We start from the raw sequence: 20076 nt of genomic DNA, 5'->3' as shown, positions 1-20076 counted from the left end.
AGTCATAACCGCGATATTCCAGTCGTTTCAGAGCATCGACCAGAAGCGGCGCGACTTCATCCTTGCCGATAATACCGATAATTCCACACATGCGTCGCTCCGATAGATGCAATCATCTTCCATTTGTGGACCGGATTTAGTCCAATAAAACAAAGTCGCAATCAAGTAATTGCATGTATCTCGAATTTGTAGCCAAACGACCTTTTTTCTGAGCGGATCGGGAAGATATCCCCGCCGACATTGTTGTGGGATAGCAGTTTCCGCAGAACTAAAAGATCACGTGATACTGGCCAACGATGGAATCCGAGAAGTTTCGCTAAACCAGCCTTGCCACCACATCCCCTAGTGACGATTGCCAATGCGGCATGGTCCAGCCAAATGTCGCGCTGAACTTCTCTGTAGAAAGGCGTGAATTGGCGGGGCGCGTCGCCTTGGTCGGATACTCTGCAGTCGCAATATCCGTCACTTCAGCGGTCGGGCCGCCCTGCTTAGCGCTTTCAGCGAAAATCCCGCGAGCAAAACCGCTCCAACTGATGTCGCCCGTACCAACAAGATGATAGATGCCATAGCCAGAAAAATCAGGCTTTGCCGCCAAATGATCCGCCACGCGAATGACGGCTTCGGCGATATCCAGCGCGGAAGTCGGATTGCCCCACTGGTCGGACACGACTGACAGGCCATCACGGGTTTCTGCAAGGCGCAGCATCGTCTTGGCGAAATTCTTGCCGAACGGACTGTAAACCCAGGCCGTGCGCAGAATGATATGCTGCGGATGGGCCTCAGCAACCAGCCTTTCGCCTTCAAGCTTGGAGCTGCCATAAACACTGCGAGGGCCGGTTGGATCGGTCTCCACATAAGGCCTATTGCTATCGCCGGCGAAAACATAATCCGTCGACAGATGAATGACGAGCGCACCGCAGGCCTTCGCCGCTTCGGCCACAGCGGCAGCACCAGCCGCATTCACCGCCAAGGCGATTTCCGGCTCATCCTCGGCCTGATCCACAGCCGTATAGGCCGCAGCCGAAACGACGACATCCGGCTTGACATTGACGATCGCCTTGCGGATCGTTTCGGGGTCTGCCAGATCAAGTTCCGGCCTTCCCAACGCAATTACTTCAAGATCCGAGCGCTCTGCGGCCTTTTCCAGAAGGCTCTGAACGACCTGCCCTTCCCGCCCGGTGACGATGATCTTCATACCGCACCTGCTTTGGTCGCACCGGTTTTGGTTTGACCGCCGCCCAGACGCTCACCAGCATAAGTGCCGCTGCGGATCGGCTCCCACCACCAGCCATTGTCGAGATACCACTGAATGGTTTTCTCAAGGCCCGTTTCGAAAGTTTCCTGCGGGGTCCATCCGAGGTCACGCTCGATCTTCGAGGCATCGATGGCGTAACGGCGATCATGCCCCGGGCGATCCGTTACAAATGTAATCAGGTCGCCGTATTTCTTGCCATTGGCGCGCGGGCGCTTCTTGTCGAGAATGGCGCAAATCGTTTCCACTACATTGAGATTGGTGCGTTCCGAGCGTCCGCCGATATTGTAGCTTTCGCCGACTTTACCGGTCGTCGCCACCAACGCCAGCGCGCGGGCGTGATCTTCGACATAGAGCCAGTCGCGCACATTCGCCCCTGTCCCGTAAACGGGCAGCGGCTTTTCGTCGAGCGCGTTCAGAATGACAAGCGGAATGAGCTTTTCCGGGAAATGGAATGGCCCGTAATTGTTCGAGCAGTTCGAGAGAACCACCGGCAAACCATAGGTTTCGTGCCATGCGCGAACCAGATGATCGGAGGAAGCCTTCGATGCCGAATAGGGCGATGATGGCTTATAGGGCGTTTCTTCCGTGAAAATGCCGCTGTCGAACGGCAAATCGCCGAACACTTCATCGGTCGAGATGTGGTGGAAGCGGAAGTTCGACTTGCGCGGTTCCGGCAGTTCACGCCAATAGGCGAGAGCGGCATTGAGCAGGCGGAACGTGCCGATGATATTGGTTTCGATGAAAGCTGCCGGACCGTCGATGGAACGATCAACATGGCTTTCGGCAGCCAGATGCATGACGACATCGACAACATTCGAACGCAGCGTGTCCAGAATGAGATTATCGTCGCAGATATCGGCCTGCAGGAAACTATAGTTCGGATGGTTTTCGATCTGACGCAGCGATGCGAGATTGCCCGCATAGGTCAGTTTGTCCAGATTGATAACATTAACCTTCGGATCAGCGGCCAGATGACGGCATACAGCCGAACCGATGAAACCTGCACCGCCAGTGACGAGAATATTCATATCATTCCTTAAGCAAAAACTTCTGCATCGGCAAGCAACGGCGCATTCTTATCCTTATCCGATGTTTGTATACCGGAAGCGGAAATTGGCCAATCTATGCCTATTGCGGGGTCATCATATCGGATTGCGCGATCATGCTCAGGAGAATAGTAATCCGTTACTTTATAGAGAACTTCTGTATTCTCAACCAACGTCATGAAGCCGTGCGCGAACCCCTTCGGCACCAAAATTTGGTTCCACTTTTCAGCTGAGACTTCTTGCGCGACCCACCGACCAAAAGTCGGTGAGCTTTTGCGAATATCGACCGCAACATCGAGAATTGCGCCGCGAACAACGCGGAGCAGCTTATCCTGAGCAAATGGCAGCAACTGATAGTGAAGACCACGTACTACCCCTTTGGCCGCCGAAAAGGAGTGGTTGTCTTGGACAAAATTGAAGTCAATACCCGCATCCCTAAGCGCCTTGGCCTTGTAGGTTTCGGAAAAAAAACCACGATCATCACCAAACTTTCGCGGAAGTATCTCAACAACACCATCTAAACCTAAAGGGCGGACTTCCATTAGTATTTTCCTAGTTCATCAACACGTCGACGCAGATATGCTGCGTACTCGGTTTTACCAAGCTTGGTCGCACGTTCCAACACCGCATTACTGCTCAGCCAACCTTTATCCAGGCCGATTTCCTCTGGACAAGCAATCTTGATGCCCTGCCGCTTTTCGATCGTTTGAACAAATGACGACGCTTCGTGCAAACTGTCATGCGTACCGGTATCGAGCCAAGCATAACCGCGACCGAAGCGCTGAACATTTAACTCACCTCGTTCGAGATAGACATTATTAACGGTGGTTATTTCCAGTTCGCCGCGTGCGGACGGCGTGATTGAATGGGCAATATCGACCACGTGATTATCATAAAAATAGAGGCCCGTAACAGCCCAGTTTGACTTGGGTTTTGCAGGCTTTTCTTCAATGGACACCGCTTTACCGGTGCTGCTGTCGAACTCCACCACACCATAACGTTGCGGATCATCAACCCGATAAGCAAAAACAGTTCCCCCCTTCATTGGTTGCGACGAAAGCTGAGACAGTTTTGAAAGACCATCACCAAAATAGATATTATCGCCTAAAATCATGGCAACGCTGTCGTTGCCGATGAACTCTCTACCGATGATGAAAGCTTCAGCAAGACCATTGGGATGCGCCTGTTCGGCGTACGAGAAATTCACTCCGAACTCAGAGCCATCGCCGAGCAATTTCTGAAAAAGTGGTAAGTCGTGCGGCGTCGAGATGATCAAAATATCCTGAATGCCCGCGAGCATGAGCACACTCAAGGGATAATAGATCATCGGCTTATCATAAATCGGCAGAATCTGCTTTGAAACAGCAATTGTTAAAGGGTACAATCTGGTACCACTACCACCGGCGAGAATAATCCCCTTCATGCGATTTCACATCCTATCATCTTACTTCTTTCGCTTCGTTCATATAAGCACATTTCGTGCCTAAGATAATGGCTTCCTTTTGACGACCGTCAGACCCATTTGGCGAACCGAGAACACAAAGAATGACCTATGGTTTTTCAGCTGCTGATCCTAAAATCAATAACCAGCCATTGCTAACTATTTCAATCGTTACGTTTAATCCCGACTTAGAAGAATTTAAGAAAACGCTGGATAGCCTACGAACTGCGCTGAAGGCGCTTCCACCCAACGCATTCTCAATTACGATTGTGGATAACTCCTCTCGCAAAGACGTCGCCTCCTTTTTGCTGCGTTTCTATCCCGAATTACCAGTTACCCTAATTCAAGGACAGGGAAATATCGGCTTCGGGAGGGCCCATAATCTCGCGATTTGCCAGACGGGTGAGTTTCATCTGATTTTAAATCCAGATATTCAGCTCGATCCTGATGCGCTCATAAATGCAGTTGCCTTTATGAGAACTCATGAAAATTGTGGCCTCTTGAGCCCTCGTGCCACATGGCCCAATGAGCAACGACAGTATTTATGCAAACGCTATCCGGCGGTATTTGACTTACTTCTGAGAGGCTTTGCGCCCAAGCTAGTTCGCTCGTTTTTCTCTGCGCGCTTGGCAAGATATGAATTGCAGGCCGAAACACAAAACGCCGTCTTTTGGAACCCTCCCATAGTGAGCGGATGTTTCATGTTTTTCAGAGGTACTACTTTAAGAAATACGGGCGGCTTCAGCGATAAATATTTTCTATATTTTGAAGATTTTGACATCTCCCTAAGATCGATAAAAATTGCCGATACAGCTTATGTACCAACGATACGAGTAGTACATGCGGGGGGGCATGCTTCGAAGAAGGGGCACTGGCATATAAAAATGTTCATCCAGTCCGCCGTGACCTTTTATAGAACTAATGGGCTTAGATTATTTTAGTTTACAGCAGAGAACCAAGAAGGCACATCGAATGAAGAGATTCAGATCATATTATACTTCGATTTAGAGCCGAACCGAAAATTAAGTTGAGCGATTTCAGGAGTTTATGATTCTCTGTGGTTTACCAAGACTACGGAGGATCACATGGCCTGGACTGAAACCGCCCGGCGAGACTATGCCAGACGTGGCTTGCGCTATGCAAGCGATTGTACCGACGATGAGTGGGCAGTTGTTGCGCCGCTTTTGCAGCCGATGGGCAAAGTCGGCCGTCCGCGCGAGCATGATCCACGCATATTGTGGAACGCAATCCAATACATCGCGACAACCGGCTGCCAATGGGCGCAATTACCGAAGGAATTCCCGCCGTTTACGACGGTGCAGTACCATTTCTACCGGATGCGCGACAACGGCGTAATGCGTCGGGATGCGATGTTATATCTCGGTCTTGGCGTTAGCAATGGCTTCGTGTGTCTTCGACAATTCCTGAACGTCGTTGATGCCAGCACGCAAGGGATCGTGATAAACCTGCGTCGAATGGATCCTCAACATGTGCAGGATCACCTGCGCATCCTTAGGATCGTTTTTGTCCCAACAGTTGTGCAAGGCTTCTCGCGTGCGGGCAAGCACCAGCGACGACACCAATCGCGTTTCGAAGCCGGCTTCCACCAACCGCCAGGCGATCGGACGATGATAATTACCCGTTGCCTCAAAGGCGCAGACCACCGGTCGGTCATAGGATTGCAAAATCTCGATCAGATGGTCATGTTCTGCACGCGTATTGAGAACAGACAATCGACGGCGGCGTTTATGGCCGGGTGCTTCGATCAACACTTCATTGCGAACCTTGGCAATGTCGATGGCTACCAACACGGCATCGGCAGGCATAGAATTCTGACTGGTCATTGTTGGTCTCTCCGGAATGAGTTGTGAACACTCACATTCTAGAGCTACTTCGACTGGCCATGGCCACCTCAAACGGTGCGCGCTTGCAGCAAAAAAGCTGCGCGCACTGTTTGAGGTGGCTCCAACTCTTCCTTCCGTAGGTGCTACGGGACCGAACTGACCTCAAATGCCATCCTCGCCTGGTCGAAGGATCACAAGATCGAGTGGCACTACATCGCGCCGGGAAGACCGATGCAAAACGGCTATGTCGAGAGTTTCAATGGCCGCATGCGCGACGAGTTACTCAACGAGCGCCTGTTCTTTGGTCTCGATCATGCCCGCGGCGCCATTGCCGAATGGGCCGACGATTACAACAATTTCCGGCCCCACTCATCGCTCGGATACCAGACCCCGGCAGACTATGCAGGGATCATCGCCGCAACCGGCTCCAACGCTACGCAATTTGGAAGCTTCGCCTTTCCGCCGGTTGCTCCCATCACGCCATGTGGCGTATCAAAAACCGCCGAGGCTCTAATCGCAGCCGGATGAAACTTCAGTGGCAGGTCATTCGATACCCACGTATGTAAAGGGCGGATTTGCACAAGCTGTAGTTGATATATCGTCAACAACTGGCGTGGTGTCTGTACGATATTCGTCTGGCGGCGGAAATCTCCGCTTAGAGGCATGTCTTTCTTAAGCTGATGGTCCAGACCTTGGCTCCACCCGGTGTGGGTGGGGCACCGTCAATTACAGATCACAAGAAATAAGACTGTTTCAAAACGCGAAGTTAGCAACTAAATCAGACCAATGACTCTTGCATGCAACATGTTTATTTCATCTTTAATAGAAGATAGTTCAGTCTGGACCTCTATGGGAAACTGAGCCGTTCTTAGGTATTCTGGGTGGCTTGAGCCAGTTTGTCTCAGATATTGAATTTCTTTGGCCAATTCATCATATGCAATTTGTATCGCTTCTTTCGTGAAAGGCCGGGTGGTATATTCCATAATTGATCCTTGAGGGCGTACGCAATAAACGTATCCTAACGCCACAGATCGAATCAAACAAGTGGCTGTCATCCAACGCAAAGCTCCGTGCCGTCAGACTGGGGTGTGTTTTTATTAAAGGTCAGATATGCCCGCAGAAAAGTTTATAATGCCCCTGCCTGGACACTTTGATAAGCGTGATTATGACAATTTTAATCAACCGCATCCCTATGTGTGTACGCCTCAGTGGAATTTTGGCGTAAATGCGGAAGCTAGAATCATCAACGATATTTTCAATGATGGGCTGACATCCGACATTATATGGCAGCCGGATACATATCATTCAGCTAAGTCCTATGCGGAATCCATAGATGCAAAGCGTGTCATCGACATCGGGTGTGGCAGTGCCCTTAAACTCAAAAGTCTGTTTTCCGGCACCGGTTCTGACGTGTTCGCTGTGGATTTCAAAGGATCACTGGCTGCGGCCATTGAAAACTACGCGGAAGCATCTCACGTCGAGTGCGATCTTACGTCATGGAACGAGGTTCTCAATGTTGCGAAGAAATTTCGTAATGATGTTCCAACAGTCATAATTTGTGCGGACGTTATTGAGCATATACCAGACCCTCGGCCGCTTCTGGCCTTTATAAGACTGTTATTGTCAGGGAACCCGAAGAGCAGGTGCTTTTTGTCGACTCCCGACAGATCCCGTCTGGGGTATCAATCGTTGACGGCTAAGCCGGCCAATCCGGCACATGTGCGAGAATGGACCGCCGGAGAACTTCGCAATCTCTTGATGGCATCCGGTTTTCATGTTGAAAATATCGGAAATATTGGCGCGAATGAACATGACGAGGCGGCCAGCACTATACTTGCGGACATTTCATTTGACGCGAAATTCTATGCGGGGACGCTAGCGCGCTATGGGATTAATTCCGTCGATGTAACATCTGTTATGATCACAACGGAGTATCCCGGTCTGATAGCTAGCGGAGGGATAGGCACCTTTGTGGCGGATTGGCATCGTTCGACCAAGGGTTCTGCTGTTCTAGCGGCTTTCGACTTCGACAAGGAAAAAACTCAGAACGGCGACGTCGTTTTGAGCCCGTCGGGTGTCATCGACGTATCAGAGATTGGAGAAATCGGTACTGCTGACGTGTTGCTGCAGGCCGCCACCCAATTTCTGTTTCTGTGCCCAGATATGAGAGAGATACACTTTCAAGAATACTTGGGTATAGGGATGCGTATCGCGCAAGCGAAAATGGCGGGGGTACTTCCTGATACCCTTACAATCGTCGCTCATTGTCACGGCAATCAGCATTATCTCGAAAATGCCAATCAAACATGGATGGGGGCTGATTCTCAGATATATGCGGTTAGGGAAAAGATTAGCATCGAACTTGCTGATTTTGTCGTGTTCCCTTCAGAGTTTCTGCGGAAATTTTACGTTCAGTCTGGCATCCAGATTGACGATAGCAAAATTATAATCTGCCCCTATCGATATACGAATATCAAAATTGATAGTTCTCCGTTCGACAATGTGAAGCGCATCGTATTCGTCGGAAAGTTTATCCCGATGAAGGGGTTCGATTTATTCTGCGCATCGTTGGATGATAGTTTCTGCAAGGAACTAAAGGCAAAGGGCATTGAAGAAATAACTTTAATTGGACGCGGGCCCGATACGGGATATGAGCACGAGAGGGTGCTCAAACACCACTTCGCGCTGACGGTCCACACTGGCTTTGATCACGCGCAATTGGTTTCGTATATTCAGGGCCACCGATCTGACAGTTTGTTTGTTCAACCTTATCGTGGTGATAATTTCCCACTCGCTGTTTATGATGTCATTGGAAATGGCGGTGTGCTTCTGGCTGGGAACGCAGGGGGCATTCCGGAGATGTTCCGAGATAAAGACTGGCGCGAGTGTTTGGCAGACCTGTCACCAGATTCGCTGCGCTACAAAATTCGCGAAATTTTGGATTGGGACAACGAGAAGAAGGCGCGCATCCGCGATACACTCGTAGAAGATCTGAGGCGCGGGAATCGCGTCTCCGAAAATCAACGATATATACCGGTTGCCAGTCAACCTGTTGAACTCCTTAGTTCAACAGTGATGATCCCATTCTATAACACCGAGATTTCGGAATTCATCGAATTGCTGAAGGCTCTCAATCAACAGTCGCTCCGCCCGAGCGAGGTGATAATCGTCAATGACGCGTCTAATTATAAGAGCCGAACCGATATGGCGGAAGCCGTTCAAAGGTATCTCGATATTCCGTTCAGGATTATTGATCACGCGTATAATTGCGGTTTGGCAGGCGCCAGAAATACCGCATTGTCCGCGTGCACAACTGATCTCATATTGAATGCCGATTCCGACGATATCCCGCTCAACGATTGGGTTAAGACAATCGTTACAGCTATGAGCAGAAACCCTCAGGCTGCAGCTGCTGTACCCTATCTAGCTGCCTTTGACGCCGGAACGGATTTCAACCGTCCCTTTCATAAAGGGCAATATGTCTACCGGCCAATGGGCGATGGATTCGTGACGTCGCAAACCCGAAATGATCTTGGCCACGCAAATTCTGGTTATAGGGTCAGTCATGCAAGAGGGATGGGCGGCTGGAACGCTGGTTCGAAGGCAAAGTATGAGGATTGGGCGTTCTTTCTCAATATTCTGGCGAACGGACTGCGGATAGAGCTTATTCCGACCGTCACCTGCTTGTATCGCGTCCGCAAGAATTCCATGGCGCGAACATATTCAGAGTGGCCAGGACAGGTCCGTCTTTATCAGACAACCAACGGGTTATCTCGTTTCGAAACACTCCAACTTCAGAGACATTGTCGGTCTGAAACAAGTTTGGGTGGCGACCCAGCAAAAGTAGGTATCGAACGCGTAATGGAGTTGCAGAAACAAATCGAAGCCTTCGAGCGCCGTAAAGTAATTCGTATTGTGAATGCGATGTCCGCGCAAGTGCAGAAATTACCCTTTCTACATAAGCTTCTACGCAGATTAGGACGTTTGGTAGGCCTACTGCGTTAGTGTTGGTGGCTCTAGCTACGTCGTTAATATTGGCGGCGTAGCTCCAGCATCAAAGACTGTCCCACGGTTCAATTAGTGACTAGTTTTGCTGGTGATCCTGTAGTCGCTTAGTTTTAACGGATTGATGAGAGCCTTTTTTAAAAAAGCTTTCAATGAATGAATATGTTCCTACGAAGAATACGAGATATCCTGAAATGTATGAGGGTAGCAGGTAACGCCATTCCAAACCTGTTTCCGAAACCATGTACGGGACCGCATACAGAACGCCGAAGATGTAAATTGTAAGAAGTAATATGTTCTGACGGCGCCAATTCATAACGAGAGCCACAAGCCCGAGCAGCAGAGCGGGCCAATGCTTGAAAATAAAGGATGTTTTCAGAGCGGTCAGCGTCGAAACTGTCCATTCATATCCAGGGATTTTAGGCGATAGGAATACATTGAAAATGTTTTTATCAACATAGGGATGCATAGGAAAGTACTCAGCCGAGTTGTTGAGCTGTCCAGTGATGTATTTCATCTTATGACGCATAAACCCTTTTGGAGATTGCCATACGACGTGAGGTAAACGGTCAACGATAAACTGACCGTTATTCATGATGTTGCCAAATCCGATCAGTGCGTCCTTCGGCCAGAACATCGCGCCGTTTCCGCTAAAGAGATACAGAGGTATCGAGGCTTCTAAAGTGCCTTCACCAAAAGCAGCATCATAGTAAGGCTTTTCCTGAGCTATTAGCTTTTCCCTTACATCAGGATCGGAGTTAACAATTGTACCCAGATACTGGTTGTACAACGCAAATCTTATCATCGATGGCTTTTCCTCAACGCCCGGCATTAGGAGAAAAGCCTTAGAAGCTATGATGATGACGACGCACGCCATTGTCGATAAAAACACGCGAGGAACAGCTTTCAGCGCTCGTCTTTTTTGTAGATAAAAGTACCATGCTACCGCAACAAGCGGCAGGGACGACACGGCGTTATATCGAATACTTATCGAGATAAAGAAGAACAGGCTTCCTGTTAGCAGCCATTTGGTGCTAACAAACCCGGATCGAAATAGCTCAAAAAATGAGAAAAGACCGAAATAAGCGAACGCAAATACCCACATATCGGTCCAGTGAACGTTTGTATGCACCCATAACGGCATCAGACAAAGCATAAGTAAAGAGCAGACGATAAGCGCTCTCCATGTTCTAGTTGTCAGCGCTATCGCCATGAATATGGCAGACCAAAGAAGCGTACCCTGAACCCAAGAAAAGCTGGCAATTGTCGCTTCACCTGATGGAGAAAATAGGTAAAAAATCCGCTGGATAAGCGCCATCAACGGCGGTTTGATTGTGTCATAGTGTTGGCTTACGGCCTGCTTCCAGCTAAAAATGCTGTCATTTGAGAGAAAGCCAGGATAAAATACTAATAGGAATATTGTGCTTATGAAAGCGCCAGCCAAAACGGATGTAATAATCCTTTTGGGCGACACCTGGTAATCAATGTCAAACGTCATTTCCCGCCCCAGTAGCCCTTATTTTCGGATGCCCGAAGCTTCAATAGTATAAAGAAGTTCGTTTTGTAAGGGGAGGTAGTCGTAATTTGTGGGACATGCGCGGTCACACGACACTCAAGGTGGCGGCCCGATCAAGTTACGGCTTGATCAGCGCCTGATAAAGAAAAACAATCCAGCGACGACGACGACAGATATCACTAACGCTCATCCTATCGAAAATATCACCCACGGATGGAACGCGTCAGAAAATTGAGCATCGTGTACGGCAAAAAAGTGCTTCCTAAGAGGTGGCTCGGTTTGTTTGAACAGTTTCGGGCGTTTCGCTAAGTGGATTTCCGCCTCGATTATGCCGCCACCATCATTGGCGTCAGCGCGTTGAAGTAAGCCTGATCCGGCGTCTGCCGGTCAAGCGATGAATGTGGACGTCGGCTATTGTAAAAGGTCAGATAACGGCCGATGCCAGCGCGTGCCTCAGACACGGTTTTATAGGCATGGAGGTAGACCTCCTCGTATTTGATCGAGCGCCACAGCCTCTCGACAAAGACATTGTCCCGCCAAGCGCCTCTGCCGTCCATCGAGATGGCAATTTCAGCTTTCTTCAACACCGCCGTGAAGTCGATGGATGTGAACTGCGATCCTTGATCGGTGTTGAAGATGTCCGGCTTACCGTAGCGGGCAAGCGCCTCTTCAACCTCCTCGATGCAGAAGTCGGCTTCCATCGTGATCGACAGTCGCCACGACAGAACACGCCGGCTGAACCAGTCCACAACGGCGCAGAGATAGACAAATCCGCGAGCCATCGGAACATAGGTCAGGTCCATCGCCCAGACCTGATTGGGTCTGGTAACCGCCAGCTTGCCCAGGAGATAGGGATAGACCTTGTGCCCCGGCGCTGGTTTCGGCGTGTTCGGGCGACGGTAGATCGCCTCGATGCCCATCTTCTTCATCAGCGTGGCGACGTGTAGTCGACCGGTTTGTAACCCTTCTCCCCTCAAGAGCCCTTGCAACATCCGGCTTCCGGCAAACGGGTATTCGAGATGCAACTCGTCGATCCGGCGCATCAGAGCCAGATCGCCATCAGACACCGGACGCGGCGAATAATAGACACTGCCACGGCTGAAGCCGAGAAGCTTCGCCTGACGCACGACGGACAGCTTGTGCTCGCGGTCAATCATTTCTTTCCGCTCAGCAATCCCGCCTTGCCGAGCGCACCGGACAAAAAATCGTTCTCCAGCGTCAGTTCGCCAATCTTGGCATGAAGCGTTTTGACATCAACGGTTGGACCGGCAGGTTCGGCGTAAGCGGTCAGCCGATGGCGTTAGACTTGAAGTTCCAAGGCATAAGGGCTTCGATTTCAGTTACAGGCCAGCCTTGAGCGATGCGGCTTAGTATTTGGGATAGCCAGTCGAGCGGATCGACGCTGTTCATTTTGCATGTCTGGAGAAGCGTGGCCAGTGTAGCCCAGGTCCGTCCACCGCCTTCGCTTCCGGCAAACAGGCTGTTTTTCCTCGTGATTGTCTGTGGTCTGATCGCACGCTCGACAATGTTGCTATCGATTTCGACCCGGCCATCGGTGAGGAAGCGCTCCAGAGCCTCGCGCCGGGTGAACGCGTAGCGGATCGCCTCGGCGGTTTTGGACTTGCCCGAGACTTTACCCAGTTCCTTTTCCCACAGGTCGAAGAGGCGGGCGACAATGGTTTCGGACTGTTCCTGACGGAACGCGGCGCGGATGTCGGCATTCTTGCCGCGAACCTCATCCTCGATCTTCCACAATTTGGTCATGGCGATGACCGTATCTGTTGCAGCCTGCGAGATCCCGCTGACGTGCAGATCGTAAAATTTGCGGCGCAGATGTGCCCAGCAGCCTGCGAGCTGTATCTGTTCGTTGCGCCCAGCCTTGGCTTGCGCCTTGATCATGCTCGTATAGGCGCCATATCCGTCCACCTGCAGGATTCCGTTGAACCCGGCAAGATGCCGCGCCACGCATTCTGCGCCCCGACTGTCTTCAAAGCGATAGGCCACCATTGGTGGACTGCTCCCACCATAGGGGCGATCATCGCGTGCATAAGCCCAAAGCCATGCCTTAGTGGCTTTTCCCGAACCGGGAGCCAGGGTAGCAAGGTCGTCTCATCGGCGAAGACCCTTTCACCTTTCTTGACCCGCTCCAGGATATAATCAGCGCATATCTGAAGCTCGAAGCCCAGATGCCCCATCCATTGCGCCATCAAACTCCGGCTGATCTCGACCCCATCACGCAAATAGATTGCTTCCTGACGGTAAAGTGGAAGGCCATCGGCGTACTTGGAGACGGCGATATAGGCGAGCAGGCGCTCTGTCGGCAGACCACTCTCGATAATATGTGCAGGCGCGAGTGCCTGAACCACACCATCATGGTTCCGGAATGCATATTTGGGGCGACGTGTCACGATAACCCGGAACTTCGGGGGCACGACGTCCAGGCGTTCCGAGCGATCCTCGCCGATCAGGACCTTTTCCAGCCCCTCGCAACCAGCTGGAATCTCCGGTTCGATGACTTCCTCAATGCGTTCGAGATGGGCCGCAAAACCCTTGCGCGGACGTGATGCCCGTTTCGGCTTGTCCCTGGCCGCATCGTCAAGTTCGCTCTGGATTGCCGAGAGACCGGTTTCCACTTCCTCGAAAGCAAACGATACCTGTTCATCGCTAACACCAAGGCGTAATCGTTCAGAGCGCCGGCCGTGCTGGGTGCGCTGCAAAACCTTCATGATGGATGTCAGGTTGGCAATCCGTTCGTTGGCGCTCTTCTCCACTGCCTCCAGCCGGGCAATCTCAGCTTCAGCAGCCTTCAACCGGGCTTCCTTTTCAGCCTGCTCACGTGCCATCGCGAGCACCATGGCTTTCAGTGCGTCAACGTCATCCGGCAGATCGTGAAGCGGTAAATCCATGAGGCTGAGTAGAGCATAAAAGCGGCCGTTTTCCCAACCATTACAGCATCATGAATCATCTTGCCGCAGGCGCTATCACCCCGTCAGCAAAGGGCGTCTTGTCCTGTTCGGGCGGATCTTTTTCCAGTCCATTCCGGCCAACAAAGCCATGAGCTGGGAATGGTCCAGACGTATCCTCGCAACTGACAGGCCCGGCCAGCAAAAGCCACGGTCCTCAAGCGTTTTCGAATAAAGGCAAACGCCACTTCCATCCCACCACACAATCCGGACCCGGTCGGCACGTTTTGACCGGAAGACATAAAGCGCTCCATTGAACGGGTCGAGACCGCCATCACGGACAACTGCCATCAGGGAAGCGGCTCCCTTGCGGAAGTCGACGGGCTGGCAGGACACATAAACCACCACACCGCTGGAAATCATGCCTTGCGAGCCGCCCTCAGAACCTTCACCAGGTGATCCGGATCGAAGGCTGAACCGACGCGAACTACCATGTCGGCGACAACAATATCGATCGAAGCGCTACTCGTCGTTTCAACCCGTGCAAACCTGGCCGGACTGGCCGGTCCCGCTGTTACCGGTGAAACAACACCAGATGCAAGCGCCTTACGACGCCATCCATAAAGTTGCGAGGGATCCAGTCCTTCAGACCGTGCAACCGCCGAGACGTTGGCCCCGGGCTGCAACGACGCAGCCACGATCCGCGCTTTCTCGTCATCCGACCAGTCACGCGGCCGCCGTCGGCTTCGCACGGGTTCCGCCGTCAAAACCTCGAATGTCCGGGGCTGATTCACAGTGTCGCTCATAGGATTCTCCGCATGATTCATGCAGAAAATCGCCCATCACACCGACGAAAGATACGTGGGGTAGCCTACCCGCTTACGGTTCGGCCTTGGTTCCATCGCCGAAAACGCCTGTCGCCCCCTCAAGAAGCTGTTCTTTCCACTGCTTGATCTGATTGGCATGCACGTCGAACTGCTGGGACAATTCCACCAGCGTCTGCTCGCCTCTGATCGCGGCAAGCGCCACCTTGGCCTTGAAAGCCGGACTATGGTTCCGGCGCGGTCGTCTCGTCATGGTATCTCCTGTTCCCAGCATTTAAGCTGAAGTCAGGCGGAAATTCCACTTATCCTAGCTGTGCAGATTTCCCGAGCCAGCTCTAACTTCAGTGGCAGGTCAACCCGTGCAAGACAAATCTGCTGAGCATGGTGAATGGGTGTTCCTTCTATTTCTTCACTGGCGTGCTGAGTAGCGACATGCAGATCGAAGAGGCGAACAACTCCTCTATCGGCAACAAAAAAATCAAGCTTCGCCTGCCAGAACGATTGGCCGCGGGTGACAAACCATCTTCTGCTCGGCTCATTTCTATCCGTTCTATTATGTGAGACCGAATCAGACACTAGCGAGGCCTGGCAATCGACAAACGCAACCATGGCTCCTTGGCTATACGTCCATCGCAGCTGTCACTGGCATGTTTCTATTCTTGAGGCGCTGAATTGCCCCGAAAGTAGCCCGCCAATATCTTGTCAGAACTACGGTCGACAAAATTGTAAAGCGGCTTTCCGTGGGTATCCATAATGAGAATCGAGATGTACTCGATTACTAATCCTGTGAGGAAAATGGATACTCCACCGAAGAACATGATCGTAATCATCAGTGAGGCCCATCCGGTCACAGGCATCATCGACGGATCAATAAGCTTAGTCACGATCACAACAAATGAGAAAAGAAATGCGAGGCATACAGCCAATCCACCTACCGCACTTCCAATGCGCAAAGCCTTCACTTGCGTTGAGAATAGAAGACGGCGGGCGTGGCTGAACAGACTTTTGAGATTGTAACCGCTCTTTCCAGTTACGATATATCGGTCATCCTTCAAAAGCATCGTGACATTTGAGACCCGCTGCGTAAACCACGAAAGGGCCATATCGAAATAGGTGCTATGGCCACATGCCTGCGAAGCCTCACGAGCTACGCTGCCACGAATAAGCCGAAAGCTATTGAATACAGTGATGTTTCTATTGCCACTCAGACGGACCATCAAAGACTTGAAAGTTTTCGACGTCCAATCACGCAAAAAACTCTGATGCACAGCCTCTTCCGGGTTTGCGTAAACAATATCGCTACCCAGCTTAACAGCTTTCTCCAAAAGGCCCTCAACCTCCTCGGGAGGATGCTGCAGATCTTCATCCATTGTCACCACCCAATCGCCGGTGCTCTTCATAATGCCCGCGACAGTGGCCGCATGCTGTCCGTAGTTCCGTGACAAATGAAGGGGCTTTACCCAATCGAATTCAGATCCTAGATCATCAATGATCGTACCAGACGCATCCTTCGCCCCATCCTCCACGAAGATCAACTCGGACACCTGAAAAGGCGCACCCGTGTCGGTCAGCTTCGAACGTACACGAGCCACGCGCTCGCAGAGCTGCCGTAAATAAGCCTCCCCAGAATAAACTGGCACGACAATGGAAATAAAAATCATATTAAGCCCCGAAATTCGCTTGTCCAGTTGCTTAACAACTGTCAGAAGCAGCATCAAACGAATTCTAACGGGCGCGCAATGAATGTGATAATGCAATTCGGGCGGTTTGGATTGGTTGGTTTACTCAACACGTTCATCACGCTTCTGGTTATTGCGGTTCTGACATGGCTAGGAGCTTCCCCGTTTGTAGCCAATGCCGCTGGATACGTTGCCGGACTTGTAAATAGCTACTTTGGAAACATGAAATGGACATTCAGATCCGAAAGCAGTTGGACAAGAACCCTTCGTTTTCTCGTAGCCTTCGGTATCTGTTATGCCGTTAACGTCTACGTATTGCATCTATCGTTACCGCTGGCTCAATACCAAGTCCTAATGCCACAGGTGGTGGCAATGACGTCATATACGGTATTGTTTTTCATTCTTTCACGGGCTTGGGTGTTTAAAAAGTGAACAACACTAAATTCACCAATGTGGTTGGCATGTTGGACCAATGACGCTTGTACCAGGGTTCGCTATCCAAACCACAAATGAAGTTGCTTGTCGGGCTTTCGATCTTACACTCTATTCCAGCGACAACAGCTTGTTACGTAGGCACTCGTGAAGTTAATTTCCGTGAACGTAGCGCGTCGTCAAGGCATATCACCACGATAACGATTGATCGGTTCGATTGCGTGATAAATACTGGCTGTAAATGCCACCGCAACAATCACCTTATCCGATCAACAATACTTAGCGAGATATGAAAAGCCTTGCGGAGAACTGAATAAAGTATGGGCGTTTTTCTTAAACGCACGATTATAGCATTCATCATTCTGAGTATTTTTCGGCGTTCTAAAGCGCTCAATTGCCCCTGTAATTCGATAAGCCCCTCCGTACTGGTAGCCATGCGACACAAGCGTTGCAATTGAAGGGACTCGAATCTGGATAGGCCATGGGTCGTTTGATAAAGCCGAACCTGTCCCGGCCATTCTGAATAGGTTCGCGCCATCGAATTCTTCCTAACCCGGTAAAGACACGTCACCTTTGGGATAACTGCGATACGAAGCCCGCTGGCTATCACGTTGAGATAGAATGCCCAGTCTTCGTATTTTGCCTTAGACGCGGCGTTCCATCCCCCAATGCGCTTAGCATGAGAAACCCTGAAGCCAGAGTTTGCATGACCCAAATTGTTTTGCACTTGAGAGGTGACGAATCCGTCTCCGAGCGCACGGTAGATATACTGTCCCTTTGGAAGGTATTTATTGAAGTCTGCGCCAGCATCAAACGCAGCCAGATATGGAACCGCCGCTGCTGCCGACGGGTCACGGGTCAACGCGACAACTATGGTCTTAACCCAGTCATTCAGTGGGATATCATCGGAGTCAGCATTCAATATAAAATCCGTTTTACAGGCGGTCAAAGCCGTATTTCTCGCACCTGCCAGCCCACGATTGTGGGCGTGATCAAGGATTCTAAACGGTATATTGAGATGCTTCTGAGCCGCCTCTGCCATCTCAATACGATTTTTAGTCAAAGACGCATCATTTACAATGATAATTTCGGTTGGGCGAAGAGACTGCTGATTGAGCGATTTCAACAAGTCAGTAAATTCGGCAATATCAGTATTATAGAATGGGATCATCACCGTCGAACTGGGAAACTCGACTTCGGCTTTGTCGCTCTTCACATACTTAGTGGTATCTGCCACATCATTGCTACGACGCAGATCATCAATGAGCTCCGCAGCGATACGGCTCCTTTTACTGCTATCCCAATCGACCAATTCTCGAATTTTACAACGAAGGGCTTCCGTAGAGAGATCAGCTAGACATTCCTGCCAAACTTCCGCTCGGAACATCTCCGGGATGCCCCCTGCGTTGCCGGTCAGAAGAGAACCGCCATTGCCGACAACATCATAGACAGCGAGAGGGAAGTTATCGCCGCGATATGGTTCAACAAACAAGCTATCGGACCTGCGCTGTCTTACATACCAAACAAGCTTCGCAAGATCAAAATCGGTATGCACCGTTAATTTGAAATGACGTTTGATAACCGCCTCGTTGCGATAACCGCTAGTAGCTCCGCGCCCAATGAGCGTGACTTCCTCAATGCCCTTTGCCTTAAGATCCTTACAAAAGTTTTTGTCAAAGGATTCGCAAAAAAGGTCGAAACCCTTCATCGGCATAAATTTTCCGACAAAAACAATGCGTCTTATATTTGCAAATTCGAGGTTATCATTACTTATATTACCGTATTTATAAGGGCACATCAGAACCTTATTATCTTCGACAACTATTCCTGCTTGCTTGTAGAGATTACGCAAAAATATCGACGGGAAAACGACTTGATCACTCAGTTCAATGCAAATCTTTTCCTTAACCGCATATTCCTGAGCATCCACCCCTAACCAAGCCTGATTTGCATTTTCCAGATAATGTTGGTTGCCGTGACAATGTGTGACGATTGTGAGTGTATCGGGAAGAATCCCCGCGCTTTTAGCTTGCGCAATGCGCATACCTATACCTAGATACTCTTGGAAGTGTATTTCCTTAAGATCAGGGCACATAAAAAGCAGCTGCTTGACAGCCTCAAGCAGTATATCTGGGAGACCTATGTCGCCTATTCTCGATACATCGATCACATCTGCCGGGCTGAAAACGACGTCATTCTTCAACTTTACTTTGCTGTCAAAATCGAAAGTGGTGAGCACGACTGAATTGTCAGTCGAACGGTGCCAGTCCGCCACAAAAGTGCCGATACCACCGCTCGCGACCAACCCAGGATACTCAGTAGTGATCATCACCGACGACACACTTGCGGAGGTAATACCATCGCGTGCCAACACTTCTCGATACGAAGAATCGTCAAACAAGAATTCCGCAAGTATCGTGCTGCCTTGATCCTCTTGTGCATTCTCGAGAATATTATCTATCTGTGCTACATAGAAACCCGAAGCCGCAAGTAAGTTTCTAAGTTCTCCGCTGGTCCATTCTCGAATGTGGGCTGGATTATCTGGCTTACTCGTAAGTCGATGATCCGCCGACTGTGGACGGCCTGGCGTCGACAAGAAACAGCGATTACGGGTCGAAGCAGCCAATAGCAACCGGACTAGCGCTAAAAGCGGGCGCGGGTCGGGCAGATGTTCAACTATGTCGGCACACAAGATAATCGTCGGGACGCCGTCGCGATATCTTTCGGCAACGGATAATACGTCGTTCCACGATGTTAGGTCGCACTCAACACGAGTTGCGGCTGGATAGTTCGCCTTAGCAGCAAACAACACCCCCGCAGTGTCAACGGCAATAACCTCAAAATCGCCTTCCGCAAAAAGGTTCTTGACCGTGAAAGCGCTGCCACAACCAATGTCTATTATCCGCCGCGCACCAGAAGCATCGGCGTATCGCTTTGCAGAAAGATACGCATCTGGTTGCCTTTCAGTATCTACATCCATATCGTCAATGAATATATCATTCAACGCACGAGCTTGCGCGTTTACCCCAAAATTCCATTGTGGGGTTGATATATACTGGTGTGGAATACTGCTGTTCTCCAAAGACCTTGGGTTAACTTCTTTTGGAGCAGACATCAAAAACCATCCGAAC

The 20076-nt window shown here is 50.5% G+C and carries 14 protein-coding genes and 6 pseudogenes; 6 read left to right on the top strand and 14 right to left on the bottom strand.

Going from position 1 to position 20076, the window contains the following annotated elements; translation table 11 throughout:
• Positions 1-316: 316 nt before the first annotated feature.
• From rfbD to rfbA, 4 genes are read right to left on the bottom strand one after another with little or no spacing between them, the layout of a single operon-like run.
• On the bottom strand, positions 317-1195 hold the full coding sequence (gene rfbD, locus D8666_RS22835; protein ID WP_121539546.1) for a dTDP-4-dehydrorhamnose reductase: 879 nt from the start codon (positions 1193-1195) through the stop codon (positions 317-319).
• Positions 1192-2283: a dTDP-glucose 4,6-dehydratase gene (gene rfbB, locus D8666_RS22830; protein WP_121539545.1), complete on the bottom strand. Its 1092-nt coding sequence runs from the start codon at positions 2281-2283 to the stop codon at positions 1192-1194. The genes rfbD and rfbB overlap by 4 nt, the downstream gene beginning before the upstream one ends.
• 8 nt (positions 2284-2291) lie before the next feature.
• Positions 2292-2843 (bottom strand): dTDP-4-dehydrorhamnose 3,5-epimerase, encoded by a 552-nt coding sequence (rfbC, locus tag D8666_RS22825; protein WP_121539544.1) that lies wholly within the window; start codon positions 2841-2843, stop codon positions 2292-2294.
• Positions 2843-3724, bottom strand: coding sequence for a glucose-1-phosphate thymidylyltransferase RfbA (gene rfbA, locus D8666_RS22820; protein ID WP_121539543.1), 882 nt, complete (start codon positions 3722-3724; stop codon positions 2843-2845). Before rfbA ends, rfbC begins: the two co-directional genes overlap by 1 nt.
• A 122-nt stretch (positions 3725-3846) precedes the next feature.
• Here rfbA and D8666_RS22815 point away from each other — a divergent pair, with 122 nt between their 5' ends.
• Complete coding sequence (locus D8666_RS22815) at positions 3847-4683, top strand: glycosyltransferase (protein ID WP_121539542.1); 837 nt, start codon at positions 3847-3849, stop codon at positions 4681-4683.
• 144 nt (positions 4684-4827) lie between these two features.
• Positions 4828-5100 (top strand): annotated as a pseudogene (locus tag D8666_RS22810) (transposase); the annotation flags it as partial.
• A gap of 18 nt (positions 5101-5118) precedes the next feature.
• Here the strand turns inward: D8666_RS22810 and D8666_RS22805 are convergent.
• Positions 5119-5586 (bottom strand): annotated as a pseudogene (locus D8666_RS22805) (IS110 family transposase); the annotation flags it as partial.
• 147 nt (positions 5587-5733) lie between these two features.
• Here D8666_RS22805 and D8666_RS22800 point away from each other — a divergent pair.
• Positions 5734-6114: pseudogene (locus D8666_RS22800) on the top strand (integrase core domain-containing protein); the annotation flags it as partial.
• A 245-nt stretch (positions 6115-6359) separates the two neighbouring features.
• Here D8666_RS22800 and D8666_RS22795 read toward each other — a convergent pair.
• Entirely contained in the window at positions 6360-6569 is a 210-nt protein-coding gene (locus D8666_RS22795) for a hypothetical protein (RefSeq protein ID WP_121539541.1), read from the bottom strand.
• Between the two features lie 148 nt (positions 6570-6717).
• Here D8666_RS22795 and D8666_RS22790 point away from each other — a divergent pair, with 148 nt between their 5' ends.
• Positions 6718-9591, top strand: a complete 2874-nt coding sequence (locus D8666_RS22790; protein ID WP_167836172.1) for a glycosyltransferase — start codon at positions 6718-6720, stop codon at positions 9589-9591.
• Between the two features lie 79 nt (positions 9592-9670).
• On the opposite strand, the gene D8666_RS22785 is transcribed toward D8666_RS22790, so the two are convergent.
• The 6 genes and pseudogenes from D8666_RS22785 to D8666_RS22755 all read right to left on the bottom strand — a co-directional run.
• Complete coding sequence (locus tag D8666_RS22785) at positions 9671-11089, bottom strand: hypothetical protein (protein ID WP_121539539.1); 1419 nt, start codon at positions 11087-11089, stop codon at positions 9671-9673.
• A 344-nt stretch (positions 11090-11433) separates the two neighbouring features.
• A pseudogene (locus tag D8666_RS22775) lies at positions 11434-12371 on the bottom strand (IS3 family transposase); the annotation flags it as partial.
• A gap of 23 nt (positions 12372-12394) precedes the next feature.
• A pseudogene (gene tnpC / locus D8666_RS22770) lies at positions 12395-14013 on the bottom strand (IS66 family transposase).
• Between the two features lie 75 nt (positions 14014-14088).
• The gene (gene tnpB, locus D8666_RS22765; protein ID WP_100649048.1) at positions 14089-14433 is read right to left on the bottom strand and encodes an IS66 family insertion sequence element accessory protein TnpB; all 345 of its coding nucleotides are present in this window, start codon (positions 14431-14433) and stop codon (positions 14089-14091) included.
• Positions 14430-14816, bottom strand: a complete 387-nt coding sequence (locus D8666_RS22760; RefSeq protein WP_121539538.1) for a transposase — start codon at positions 14814-14816, stop codon at positions 14430-14432. Before D8666_RS22760 ends, tnpB begins: the two co-directional genes overlap by 4 nt.
• A gap of 82 nt (positions 14817-14898) precedes the next feature.
• Positions 14899-15087 (bottom strand): annotated as a pseudogene (locus D8666_RS22755) (transposase); the annotation flags it as partial.
• Between the two features lie 179 nt (positions 15088-15266).
• On the opposite strand from D8666_RS22755, the gene D8666_RS24590 reads away from it, so the two are divergent.
• Positions 15267-15395 carry a hypothetical protein gene (locus D8666_RS24590; protein ID WP_268967065.1) on the top strand — a complete coding sequence of 43 codons (129 nt, stop codon included), beginning with the start codon at positions 15267-15269 and terminating at the stop codon, positions 15393-15395.
• A 92-nt stretch (positions 15396-15487) separates the two neighbouring features.
• Here the strand turns inward: D8666_RS24590 and D8666_RS22750 are convergent, their stop codons facing one another.
• Positions 15488-16549: a glycosyltransferase family 2 protein gene (locus D8666_RS22750; protein WP_121539537.1), complete on the bottom strand. Its 1062-nt coding sequence runs from the start codon at positions 16547-16549 to the stop codon at positions 15488-15490.
• A gap of 24 nt (positions 16550-16573) precedes the next feature.
• Here D8666_RS22750 and D8666_RS24660 point away from each other — a divergent pair, with 24 nt between their 5' ends.
• The gene (locus D8666_RS24660; protein ID WP_121539536.1) at positions 16574-16945 is read left to right on the top strand and encodes a GtrA family protein; all 372 of its coding nucleotides are present in this window, start codon (positions 16574-16576) and stop codon (positions 16943-16945) included.
• A 256-nt stretch (positions 16946-17201) separates the two neighbouring features.
• Here D8666_RS24660 and D8666_RS22740 read toward each other — a convergent pair whose 3' ends face one another.
• Positions 17202-20060, bottom strand: a complete 2859-nt coding sequence (locus D8666_RS22740; RefSeq protein ID WP_121539535.1) for a glycosyltransferase — start codon at positions 20058-20060, stop codon at positions 17202-17204.
• Positions 20061-20076 lie beyond the last annotated feature (16 nt).

Origin of the sequence: Ochrobactrum soli (assembly GCF_003664555.1) — a bacterium.
GTDB classification, from domain to species: Bacteria; Pseudomonadota; Alphaproteobacteria; order Rhizobiales; family Rhizobiaceae; genus Brucella; species Brucella teleogrylli.
The sequence above is the reverse complement of the archived record's forward strand: the minus strand, read 5'-3'. Positions and strand labels throughout refer to the sequence as shown.

Excerpts from the sequence above, each read along its gene's own strand:
- rfbD (WP_121539546.1), bottom strand. The coding sequence starts at position 1,195 with ATGAAGATCATCGTCACCGGGCGGGAAGGGCAGGTCGTTCAGAGCCTT.
- rfbB (WP_121539545.1), bottom strand. The coding sequence starts at position 2,283 with ATGAATATTCTCGTCACTGGCGGTGCAGGTTTCATCGGTTCGGCTGTA.
- rfbC (WP_121539544.1), bottom strand. The coding sequence starts at position 2,843 with ATGGAAGTCCGCCCTTTAGGTTTAGATGGTGTTGTTGAGATACTTCCG.
- rfbA (WP_121539543.1), bottom strand. The coding sequence starts at position 3,724 with ATGAAGGGGATTATTCTCGCCGGTGGTAGTGGTACCAGATTGTACCCT.
- D8666_RS22815 (WP_121539542.1), top strand. The coding sequence starts at position 3,847 with ATGACCTATGGTTTTTCAGCTGCTGATCCTAAAATCAATAACCAGCCA.
- D8666_RS22795 (WP_121539541.1), bottom strand. The coding sequence starts at position 6,569 with ATGGAATATACCACCCGGCCTTTCACGAAAGAAGCGATACAAATTGCA.
- D8666_RS22790 (WP_167836172.1), top strand. The coding sequence starts at position 6,718 with ATGCCCCTGCCTGGACACTTTGATAAGCGTGATTATGACAATTTTAAT.
- D8666_RS22785 (WP_121539539.1), bottom strand. The coding sequence starts at position 11,089 with ATGACGTTTGACATTGATTACCAGGTGTCGCCCAAAAGGATTATTACA.
- tnpB (WP_100649048.1), bottom strand. The coding sequence starts at position 14,433 with ATGATTTCCAGCGGTGTGGTGGTTTATGTGTCCTGCCAGCCCGTCGAC.
- D8666_RS22760 (WP_121539538.1), bottom strand. The coding sequence starts at position 14,816 with ATGAGCGACACTGTGAATCAGCCCCGGACATTCGAGGTTTTGACGGCG.
- D8666_RS24590 (WP_268967065.1), top strand. The coding sequence starts at position 15,267 with ATGCAGATCGAAGAGGCGAACAACTCCTCTATCGGCAACAAAAAAATC.
- D8666_RS22750 (WP_121539537.1), bottom strand. The coding sequence starts at position 16,549 with ATGCTGCTTCTGACAGTTGTTAAGCAACTGGACAAGCGAATTTCGGGG.
- D8666_RS24660 (WP_121539536.1), top strand. The coding sequence starts at position 16,574 with ATGAATGTGATAATGCAATTCGGGCGGTTTGGATTGGTTGGTTTACTC.
- D8666_RS22740 (WP_121539535.1), bottom strand. The coding sequence starts at position 20,060 with ATGTCTGCTCCAAAAGAAGTTAACCCAAGGTCTTTGGAGAACAGCAGT.